Below are 10,690 nucleotides of genomic sequence, written 5' to 3' on the forward strand. Positions count from 1 at the left end.
TTACCACCAAGCGGATCCGACGACCAATGGAGGACGTTGGCATCTTTCTGAAAAATCGCCCTTTCTGGACGGGCACTAGCTAAAAACTCGTCGTTCTAAGCTCGAATTCAATAACTACAACAATAGGAGGCTATCATGGCCCTGAATCGAAGAACCCTGTTAAAAACCGGTGCCGCACTCACAGCGGCCAGCATGGCCCCCGGCATAGTTCGGGCTGAAGGCTCACACTGGCGTGTCGGCGCATCACTGCCCATGACCGGCCCCTTTGCTACCGCCGGGCAACTCGTTGCGCCGGCGTTCAGCGAATTCGAGCAGCAGGTCAACGATAACGGCGGCATTGGCGGCAAGCCGATTCGCATTGAAGTAGCCGACTCCGGTTACATTCCCCGCAACGCCCTGGCCAACTTCCAACGCGCCAAAGCCAGCGGTGACCTGCATTTCTACTACGGTGACTCAACCGGGTTCATGGAACTGGTGGGCCCGACGCTGACCGGCGACAACGCGGTCATGATGGGTTCAACCTCCTTTGCCTCGGCCTTGTCTGATCCGGCTAATCGGCCTTATCAGTTCATGGCGGGCCCCACCTACGAAGACCAGTTTGAAATTCTGCTGCGCGACATCGCCGACAAGGGCGGCAAAACCGTCGCCTTCGTCTATTCCGATACCGAATTCGGGCGCGACCCAATCGAACACGGTCGTCGGGTAGCGGCTGAACTGGGCATTGAAGTGGTGCTTGAAGAAGTCACCCGTGCCGAAGGTGCCGACATTGAAAACCACGTCACCAAGTTGGCTCAGGTAAACCCGGAATACACCATTCTTCAGGGTTACGTCACGGGTGTGTGGCCACAGCTGATTGGCGGAGCGCGAGCCTTTGGCCTGACCACTCAGTTCATGGGCACGTTCTGGGGCATGGAAAAAATCATCGCTGACCGGGTTACCGAACAGGCTGGCCCATTTCTCGATGGTTACCAGGGTGTCATGCCCTACCGCTATTTCTACGATCAGGATGACGCGCCGTTTTACCGCGAACTGGGCGACTTCAAGCGGTCTATTAACCCGGGATTTTCGGGTTATGTCACCGCCTGGGAACTGGAAGGCCGACTTTGCCTCGAAATGTGGAAGCTGTGCATGGAACGCGTGATCGAAGCCGACCAGGAAGTCACGCCAGATAACTTGATGGCGGCTCTGGGCAACATTCGCAACTGGGACAGTGGTGGTTTCTTCGGCCAGCCGGTCGATGTGGTGAACAACAAAATCGGCCAGGGCCGGGTCTACCGCTACGACGCCGAGAGCCGGCTGTACAACCCGGTCTCCGACTGGATTCAGGTGTAACTGCATCCATCTGACGCCCCTATTCCGACCCGGACCCTTGTTTGTCCGGGTCGGCCCCGTTTCCGACTCCGGATACAGACATGCTGAGCATTGAAAATATTGAAGTGGCCTATCATCACGCCATTCAGGTGCTGAAAGGCCTGACTCTGTCAGTCAACCCAGGCGAAGTGGTCGCCCTGCTGGGTGCCAACGGCGCCGGCAAAACCACGGTTCTCAAGGCAGCGTCGGGCCTGCTGCCGCTGGAGAACGGATCGGTCGACGCCGGCCAGATTCTGTTCAATGGTGACCGCATCAACCGCGTAGCACCCCACGAACTGGCCCGCGCCGGGTTGATTCACGTGCGCGAGGGCCGTCGCATTTTTGCGGAAATGACGGTTGAAGATAACCTCATTGCCGCCTCCTACGCACTGACCGGCCGTAAGGAAAAACCGGATTACGACGCCGTTTATGCCTTCTTCCCGAAGCTTAAGGAGCGGGCCCACCAAACCGCTGGCCTGCTTTCAGGTGGGGAACAACAAATGCTGGCCATCGGGCGTGCCCTGATCGGCCAGCCGCGGCTGATTCTGCTCGATGAACCTTCACTCGGCTTAGCCCCGCGCATGGTCGATGAAATCTTCGACAACATTGCCCGCGTGAACCAGGAGCAAGGCGCCAGCATTCTGCTGGTTGAACAAAACGCGAGCGCGGCTTTTCGCATTGCCCACCGGGGGTTCATTCTCGAAAACGGCAAGGTGGTGCTCGAAGGGTCCGTCGAGCAATTGCGTGAAAACCCCGACATCCAAACGTTCTATCTGGGTGTCGGTGAGCAGGATGATCAAAAATCGTTTCGCAACATCAAGCATTACAAGCGCCGCAAGCGCTGGCTCAACTGAGGAGCGCCGACGCCATGTCTGACATGACCCACGAACCATCGTTTCAGGACCAGGGCTACATCAGCCTGACCCAGCTACTGGAACGCCACGCCCAGACCGTGCCCGATGAAGTCGCCATGCGCCAGAAAGACATGGGCATCTGGCAGGAAACCACCTGGCGCCAATACCGCGACCAGACCCACGCCATCGCCGCCGGCCTGGTTGATCTGGGCATCGCCCACGGCGAACACGTCGGCATCATTTCCGAAAACCGCCAGGAATGGATCGTCACTCAGCTGGGCATCAACAGTGCCGCTGCGGTTACCTGTGGCATTTACCCGACCAGCCCGGCCAACGAAGTGGTGCACCTGTTGAGCAGTGCCGACTGCAAAGTCGTGTTTTGCGAAGACCAGGAACAGGTCGACAAGGTGCTGGAGATTCGCGACAAACTGCCACTGCTCGAGCACATCGTCGTGTTCGATGCCAAAGGCTTGTATGGTTACGACGCCAATTTGTGGATGACGCTGGATGCGCTGATCGAACGCGGCAAAACACAGCTGAAGCATTCGCCCCAGGCGGTCACCGACCGGCTGGCCGAGCAAGACCCGGATGATACCGCCCTGATCGTGTTCACCTCGGGCTCGACTGGCTTGCCCAAGGCCGCGATGATTTCCTTTCGCAACATCTGGTCGCAAATGGCCTTGCTGTGGGATGCCGTGCCGTCGCAAACGCATCAGAATATTCTCTCTTACCTGCCCTTGTGCCACGTTGCCGAACAGGCGTTCTCTACTATGAATGCCATGGCCCGGCGCATGGTCGTAAACTTCGGTGAAAGCCTGCGCACCATTCGCACCGACTTGCAGGAAATCTCACCTCAGATGTTTTTCGGCGTGCCGCGCATCTGGGAAAAAATGCAGTCTGAACTGACCGTACTGGGTGACCGCACCGGCCCACTTCGCCGTTGGCTGTTGCACAAGGCCCTAAAATCAGCCCAGCAACGCGGCGCCAAGCCCCGCGCCCAATGGACCGGCAAACAGAAGCTGAGCTACGCGTTTTATCGCCCCTTTTTATACGCTCCGCTGCTTGGCTACCTGGGCCTGGCCCGTTGCAACATCGCCATGACGGCCGCCGCCCCGATCTCGCCCGACCTGCTGGCCATGTTCCGTGGCATGGGCCTGCCGCTGATCGAAATTTACGGCATGACCGAGACCACCGGCGCCGCCACGCTGCAACCGATGGACCTGAACTGTCAGGGCCGCATCGGCCGAGCCATCACCGGCGTGGAATCCCGTGTGGGCGAAGACGGCGAATTGCTGCTGCGTGGCCCGATCATTTTCAAGGGCTATTACAAGAACGACAAAGCCACCGCCGAAACACTGCAGGACGGCTGGCTGCACACGGGCGACGTTGTCGAAGAACACGAAGACGGCACCCTGACCATCGTCGATCGCAAGAAAGACATCATCATCAACGCCGCCGGCAAGAACCTCTCGCCAAGCGTGATTGAAAACACCATGAAAGCCAGCCCGTTCATCAAGGAGTGCATCGTCATTGGCGACCAGCGCAAATTCCTGGTGGCGTTGATTCAGGTCGACTACGACACCGTCACCACCTGGGCCGAACGACAAGGCCTGGCTTACACCACCTTCAAATCACTGTCAGAAAATCCGAAAGTCAGAGAACTGGTCCAGAACGAAGTCGACAAGGGCAATGCCCAGTTGGCGCCGGTCGAACAGATCAAACGCTTCACCCTGCTGACCAAGGAGCTGGACCACGACGACGGTGAAGTCACCGCCACCATGAAGGTGCGACGCAGTACCATTGCCAAGCAATATGAGCAGCAGATTGAGGCGTTGTTTAAGGAGAGTACGGCGGCTTAAGTTGCATCAATAGTGAACCGTGGCCGTGTTCTGAGTCAGAAATTCTGCGCCCAACGATACCTGGTGTCTTAAACCAGTCGCAGTCAGGCGGGCCATCGGGTACGTCCATTGAAGGCACGCCATAAACCCATCCATGGGGGCTCGAAGGCAGCATCCATGCTGCCTCACGGCCTTCAATGGACGTACCCGACAGCCCTCAATTGACTCTGTGGCTGCTCGCAGAGGAATTTCTAACTCAGAACACGGATGCTCCCCTGGGTGGCAACGTCAAAATAGTCTGAAAAACCCCTTTACCCACCGGTCAGTTTTCGTACTATAGCGCACCTTTTTCGGATATCCGGCCGTGAACACGACTGCACTGCTGACCCCTTTGTGGGACTACGACCTCATCGCTGATGGCCTGCGCCAGCACGGCTGGGTGCACTTGCCCCATGGCATCACCGATGGTCTGGCACTGGCGTTGTTGCAGGATATTCACCGTCACCAACCCGACCAGTGGGACCAGGCCGGTATTGGCCGGCGCAGCGACAACCACACCAACGACTTCATACGTCGCGACAGTACTCATTGGCTGACCGGCGAAACCCCGGCGCAACGGGAGTATCTGGCGGCGGCTGATGAACTGCGCCTGGAACTCAACAAGCGCCTGTTGCTGGGGCTGTGGGACTACGAGTGCCATTACGCCCGTTACGATACCGGTGCGTTCTACCGCAAACACGTAGACGCCTTTCGCGGGCGCAGTAATCGCGTACTGACCACGGTTACCTACCTGAACCCGGACTGGCAGGACAATCAGGGCGGCGAGTTATTGATGTACGACGAGCAAGATCAGCCAGTCAGCCGCTTGTTGCCGACTCTGGGCAGCATGGTTATCTTCCTGAGCGAGGAGTTTCCGCACGAAGTACTGGCGGCCGAACGCACCCGGTTCAGCATTGCCGGCTGGTTCCGCAACAACAATTCGATTCAGAACCGGATTGATCCGAGCCAGTAAAGTTGTGAAGTAGCAGGCATTAAAGTGACAAGCGCAGATTCGATTGAATTTTTCGGGTGAGCGCTCCATGAACACTGGCCTGCTCCGCGAAGCCCTCCCAGTGGCTTACCACCTCGGTCACTTCATCAATAATCTCACTGGCTTTGGCCTTAAACCGACCAATGGACATCGCTGTTGCCAATAGGTCTGCCCGGTTAAAACCATCACGTTTACCATTGATGGTCATCTGATGAGTGTCTACCCAGAACGAACCGGGTTTATAACTGAAGGCGACATCAAAGGCGGGCGCCAGGCGCCAGTCGGCGTTGGCACTGTCGAGTATAAACCCGAAGTTTTTGGTGTGGTCGTCCTGGTTTCGGGCGATGACATTAAAGGCCATCCGCCTGAAAATCTCGATGGCATCCTCTCGTGGCAACCGCAGGGAACGCGCCGTTGCCAGCAACTCCTCATAGCTGTACTGACCCGGCTTGCGAAAATCCGCATGCTCCATTGCGCATAACGATTGATAGTGGCGCTTGTGGACGCCCTCTCGGTCGAAGCGCTGCGTCATGAAATGGGCCCGCCCCCCTTCTTCAAGCAATTCAGAAGGCATCATGTTGATGCCTGCCGCTTTTGCCATCAGGTAGTAGGCATATTCCATCCGGCCATACCCGAGCGGGTCGCCAAAGAGTTCGCTGGTAGACGACCGCTCTCTGACGCCATCGAATTTAATCAGATAATGAGTGAACCCCTTTGGAGTGGGGGTTTGGCCGGACACCACTCGTGACCGGTCATGGTTCAGGGCAATAACCGCCTTCGGTCGTGCACCACCAGCCGAGGTTCCTACTTGAAAGATAGCACTCATGGCATTCCGGTCTTCATCCCCGCCGGGCAAGGCCACATCCAGCCCAGCCCGTTGGTCTAATACGGATTGAGCCAACTCGACCAGAAGATCAACTTTGATGTCTCCCGAAGTCTGAGTCTGAGCGTTGCGCATGGAAGGCCTGTATTCCAATGCACCCATGCCCCGATTGCCGGTGTACAAAAGCCGGTCAACCGGACTGAATGAGGATTTTGCAACCCCGTTGCGAGCGAGCCAGGCATCGATAACGGCATTACCAAAGTCGTCGGGCAAGGTATCCGCAAACACGCCCGGAAGCCCATAGAAAGTTTCCCGGCTCAGCGACGGGAAATTGAATTTCCCGGCCCGGGCAGGCAAGTGCAGAGGGGAGATTGAGAGACCCTGTTTTACCCAATCCCCCGAGTATTCAAACGTCGCCAGGCCGGTATCGGTATTGAACAACAGTGCACCGACGGTCTGGCCCCATAGGGTCACCTCTGCGAGGGTACTCACCAGTCCAGATCTCCCTGGTCAGTGCTCTGTTGATCGGTGTTGTAGGGTCGTGCCCGCTGTCGCACCTGACCCGCATTTTTCAGCGCTTCCATCGGCGAATAGGGTTCATCGGGCAAGAACGCATCCAGGGAGGGCAATTTTCCGAGCACTCTAAGCGCAGCGACCAGGGTTTCCAGCTTCCCGTTACCTTCTTCGAGCCTCAGGTACCGGGACCGGCTGATGCCTATCTCCTCTGCCATCTGCTGCTGGGTAATATTACGTTCCAGGCGGGCTTGCCTGAGGCGGTGGCCCAGCTCATTGACGATAGATTCGTCCGACATGCTGTTCTTTATTTCACTCATAATGACTCATTATTAATTCATTATCTGAATTATTAAGACACAAAGTATCGCTAACGATACACAAACCTTTGAGAAATGGAAGCCGAAATATAATAATGCATCATTAATGAACTATAAAACTGGTAATTATCAAGTAAAGACTCATAATTGATTCATTATAAGTTTTTAATAGACAGCAAATTGACTGGTTGTCAACGACCGCCATGTTTGCCATACGTAGTGATAATCGGTAGCAACAGAGCTGCTAGTGGCCATTTTTTCCCACATCAATCTTCAGTCAGCTATACTCCTCCCGACCTATTTTAATACAGCGTTTCAGGAGTTAACCAATGCAGGGTGACCGTCAGGTGATCGACGCACTGAACAAGGTGCTGACCACCGAACTGACCTCCATCAACCGCTACTTTCTTCACGCGCGGATGTACCGCAACTGGGGTCTGGAGCGGCTGAACGAGCACAGCTACAAGAAATCCATCAAGGACATGAAACAGGCCGATGAGCTGATCGAGCGTATTCTGTTTCTGGAAGGCCTGCCCAACCTGCAAAAGCTGAACCGTCTCATGGTCGGCGAGCACACCGAAGAAATGCTGAAGCTGGATGCCGACTTCCAGCTGGAACAGATTTCCCAGCTTAAAGACACCATTGCCCTGTGCGAAACCCAACAGGACTACGTCAGCCGCGACATGCTGGTCGAACTGCTGGAATACGAGGAAGACTACCTCGACTGGCTGGAAACCCAGCACTACCAAATCGCCAATGTGACGCTACCGAACTACCTTCAAGCCAACCTGACGGATGAGGACTGACCATGAAAGGCAATCCAACCATCATCAAGGCGCTGAACGCCCTGCTCGCCAACGAACTGTCGGCGATGGACCAGTACTTTCTGCATTCCGAAATGTACCGCGACTGGGGGCTGACCAAACTCTATGAGCGCATCAGCCACGAATTCGATGACGAAAAAGGCCACGCCACCAAACTGATTGAACGCATTCTGTTTCTGGAAGGCACGCCCAACATGAAAGACCGCGAACCGATCAACATCGGTTCCGACGTGCCCTCCATGTTGCAGAGCGATCTCGACATTGAGTATGCGGTGCAAAAAATGCTCACCGACACCATCGCCCTGTGCGAAAAAGAGCAAGACTACGGCACCCGCGACATGCTCGAACCCCTGCTCGACGACACCGAGATGGACCACACCTACTACCTGGAACAGCAACTGCGACTGATCAAGATGATTGGGTTGCCGAAATACCTTCAGTCACAGATGTAGTTTCAAAGCTCAAGTTCCAGAATTGCGGCGGACTTCAGTCACCTCAATTCTGGCGACTAGGTCTGATACAATAAACCTCTGACCTTTGCTAGATGTATAGAAATATGGATAGCAATGTATCCAACAATCAACCACGCCAGTGATATAGCCAACGCAACCGGGAAAATAGATCCATAGTTTCCTTGCTCGACAGATAACAAAAGCCCCTTTAATGGCAGGATAGCTGGAACTACCCAAACCCAAGAAATGTCAACATTTGAAGTCATCGTGGACTGAAGAAAAAAGAGCGGAAGAAGTAGAAACTGGGTCATATTAGTTATTACATTAGACTGTTTAGTTAAAATTGCTACTGAACCAATAATTAGGCCGACACCAATTGCTGAACACATAAGTAAGGAAATCCAGGGAAGCGATTGTAGTTTTAACGGAATACTTACTCCCAGCCAAACGCTCAGAAAGATAATTATCACCAAATTATTCAGTAGTGCTATAAGCGTGGTCACAACAGACTTAAACAGCGCAAGTAATTCGTATTTGCACCCACTAACTACAACTCGCTCCAATGTGCCAAGCCTTGCGCTCTCTTCAATGCTGGATGCTACAGAGCCAAAAGAAGTGATTGCAAGCGTCCATGCAAAGTAGGTTGCTATTCCGATAGCTAGCTTGTCTTGCCCAAGATCAGAAGAACCACTCATAGCTGATGAAGAGTAGTAGATAGTTATAAAAACAAGTGATAGGAGGACAATAGAAACAATAGAGTTCAGTGGAAATCGAACAAAGTTTTTGAAAGCAATAAATATTTCAGACTTAAATAACATTAGATAGACGTTTGGATTCATCTATTAGCACTCCTTTTATGTCTATCGACTTAATGCCATTCACAGGAATCAACTTTAAAGCATCAATTAAGTGATTGCTATTTACCAATACCGTGGTATCGCTGACAATTTGGTACTTATCTGTAGAAAAAGCATCATGGGTTGCATTTAAGTCATTTATATTTCCAACTTCTATACGATATAGGCAATCAAGATTAGAAACACCTTGATCGTAGAAGCAGCCAAGCTTAAGATCAAAAAAACTTGTGCAAACTCCATTGCAGAACTCTGTATCGTGTGAAGAGAGGATGATATAAGCGTTCCTTTTCTTTTTTTCTTTGACTACAGATATCAATACCTCAAATGACTGGGCATCCAAGCCAAGCGTAGGCTCATCTAAAAGTAAAACATCATAATTAGTTAGATAAAGCAATATTATTTGAATTTTCTGCTTCGAACCTTTCGAGAGCTTTCTAGCTTGTATATCTAAGTATTCAACGAAATTTAGTTCTTGGGCTATACCAACAAGCTTTTCCCGGCAGAACGATACTCCTTGAAGACTTGCAAAATACCTTATATTTTCTGCCGCTGTTAGCCTTGGGAAAATACTCTTATCACTATCAATAGAAAGATGGAACTTGGTACACTTTTTATTATTGATGGCTACCGATCCACTTTCTGGTATAACAGACCCACTAATGCAACGCAGTAGCGTGGTTTTTCCTATGCCGTTTGGTCCCACTAAGCCAAGGCAGCCACCACTATTTAGCTGGAAACTAACATCTTTAAGTACATCCCCTGATTTAGAGAAGCGCTTTGACAAGTTAGTTATCTTTAAGACTCCATCATTCATGAGCAGCTTGCTGTAGTGGCAGTTTTAAATGAAATATTGTCCAAAATGTTCTTATATGGCATTACCAAATCTATATGTGGACAATGTATTCCATCACCTAAACCAATATGAATGCCTTCAGATGACTCGTTTATTACAGAATTCATACTCCAGTCGACTCCCTCAGTAATACTTGAGTTAGTTGCTATTGCGAATTCAAGAAGGGTAGTGTTAAATGGCTCGCACATCAAATTTGATATCTTTGATGTGACATCCATACCACTAGCTGTAAATGCGCATATCAACCTATTGTCATCTATTGTGAGGCTAATAGGGAACTCGTTCGTAAGGCGGAGTGTTTGGAATAGTGACCAAGCACTCTGGTGCAAGTTGTGGACGTGATCTTTACAATCACGATCTTTAGCAACACACACACCACTGCATAGCATTGTACCATTTACGTTGTATCCGATCTTCCTGAAGTCTCCGCTGGTCACATTGGGTACAAGTCCAATCTCTGTAAATGCTGCCAAAGTTTCATCACCAGCGTGCGATATTACACCTTCATTGCATAGACTCATAATCCTGAAGTCTTTAATAAGTACTGTTAAATCAATACTCTCGTTTTTAATTACAATTTTCTCATTATTTCTATATCTAGAATAGAGTTGGTTAAGCTTTGAGATTGAATCTTCAAAATCCACATCTAATATCTTCAATACTGTATCCTGAATCCGTGATTTTATTGCATTAACTCATTTCTTCTCTGTAGACACTGTTAGTCATGCCAATAATACGATGTTAGTCTCCATTATTCTTGCCTTTCTGATATCTGCTCAGCATAAATAGCGCGTTAATATTTTCGTATTGCCATTTTATCTACAATTTCTTCTTTTCAAGCGAGTCTATTCTGCAGAACCTAGCCTGAGAAGAAGTTAATCATTCAATACCATTTTATTTAGCTACTCATAAGCTAATTTTTCATACACATGCTTAAAAGCATCCAGTGACCGGCAGCCTTTCCCGAATGATAAGT

The 10,690-nt window shown here is 51.5% G+C and carries 11 protein-coding genes; 6 read left to right on the plus strand and 5 right to left on the minus strand.

What is annotated here, in order from left to right; genetic code table 11:
* Positions 1-135 precede the first annotated feature (135 nt).
* The 4 genes from G565_RS0118930 to G565_RS0118950 all read left to right on the plus strand — a co-directional run bounded on the left by G565_RS0118930 (position 136) and on the right by G565_RS0118950 (position 5,054).
* On the plus strand, positions 136-1,332 hold the full coding sequence (locus G565_RS0118930; RefSeq protein ID WP_028672255.1) for a substrate-binding domain-containing protein: 1,197 nt from the start codon (positions 136-138) through the stop codon (positions 1,330-1,332).
* Positions 1,333-1,412: 80 nt separating this feature from the next.
* Positions 1,413-2,204, plus strand: a complete 792-nt coding sequence (locus G565_RS0118935; RefSeq protein WP_028672256.1) for an ABC transporter ATP-binding protein — start codon at positions 1,413-1,415, stop codon at positions 2,202-2,204.
* 14 nt (positions 2,205-2,218) lie between these two features.
* The gene (locus G565_RS0118940; RefSeq protein ID WP_028672257.1) at positions 2,219-4,063 is read left to right on the plus strand and encodes an AMP-dependent synthetase/ligase; all 1,845 of its coding nucleotides are present in this window, start codon (positions 2,219-2,221) and stop codon (positions 4,061-4,063) included.
* Between the two features lie 343 nt (positions 4,064-4,406).
* Complete coding sequence (locus tag G565_RS0118950) at positions 4,407-5,054, plus strand: 2OG-Fe(II) oxygenase (protein ID WP_211227225.1); 648 nt, start codon at positions 4,407-4,409, stop codon at positions 5,052-5,054.
* Between the two features lie 19 nt (positions 5,055-5,073).
* On the opposite strand, the gene G565_RS0118955 is transcribed toward G565_RS0118950, so the two are convergent.
* Positions 5,074-6,387, minus strand: a complete 1,314-nt coding sequence (locus G565_RS0118955) for a type II toxin-antitoxin system HipA family toxin (protein WP_084649465.1) — start codon at positions 6,385-6,387, stop codon at positions 5,074-5,076.
* Positions 6,384-6,728, minus strand: a complete 345-nt coding sequence (locus G565_RS0118960) for a helix-turn-helix transcriptional regulator (protein WP_028672260.1) — start codon at positions 6,726-6,728, stop codon at positions 6,384-6,386. The genes G565_RS0118955 and G565_RS0118960 overlap by 4 nt, the downstream gene beginning before the upstream one ends.
* A gap of 329 nt (positions 6,729-7,057) precedes the next feature.
* Here G565_RS0118960 and bfr (G565_RS0118965) point away from each other — a divergent pair, with 329 nt between their 5' ends.
* Together bfr (G565_RS0118965) and bfr (G565_RS0118970) are read left to right on the plus strand one after the other, a co-directional pair.
* Complete coding sequence (gene bfr, locus G565_RS0118965) at positions 7,058-7,534, plus strand: bacterioferritin (RefSeq protein ID WP_028672261.1); 477 nt, start codon at positions 7,058-7,060, stop codon at positions 7,532-7,534.
* Between the two features lie 2 nt (positions 7,535-7,536).
* The gene (gene bfr, locus G565_RS0118970; protein ID WP_028672262.1) at positions 7,537-8,004 is read left to right on the plus strand and encodes a bacterioferritin; all 468 of its coding nucleotides are present in this window, start codon (positions 7,537-7,539) and stop codon (positions 8,002-8,004) included.
* 56 nt (positions 8,005-8,060) lie between these two features.
* Here the strand turns inward: bfr (G565_RS0118970) and G565_RS0118975 are convergent, their stop codons facing one another.
* The 3 genes from G565_RS0118975 to G565_RS0118985 are packed head-to-tail and all read right to left on the minus strand — an operon-like array spanning position 8,061 to position 10,400.
* Positions 8,061-8,843, minus strand: coding sequence for a hypothetical protein (locus G565_RS0118975; protein ID WP_157600158.1), 783 nt, complete (start codon positions 8,841-8,843; stop codon positions 8,061-8,063).
* Complete coding sequence (locus tag G565_RS0118980) at positions 8,812-9,645, minus strand: ABC transporter ATP-binding protein (RefSeq protein WP_169579681.1); 834 nt, start codon at positions 9,643-9,645, stop codon at positions 8,812-8,814. The genes G565_RS0118975 and G565_RS0118980 overlap by 32 nt, the downstream gene beginning before the upstream one ends.
* A gap of 26 nt (positions 9,646-9,671) precedes the next feature.
* Entirely contained in the window at positions 9,672-10,400 is a 729-nt protein-coding gene (locus tag G565_RS0118985) for a CgnE/CgnB domain-containing protein (protein ID WP_483826395.1), read from the minus strand.
* Between the last annotated feature and the right edge of the window lie 290 nt (positions 10,401-10,690).

Source organism: Saccharospirillum impatiens DSM 12546, from assembly GCF_000423605.1.
Classification (GTDB): domain Bacteria; phylum Pseudomonadota; class Gammaproteobacteria; order Pseudomonadales; family Natronospirillaceae; genus Saccharospirillum; species Saccharospirillum impatiens.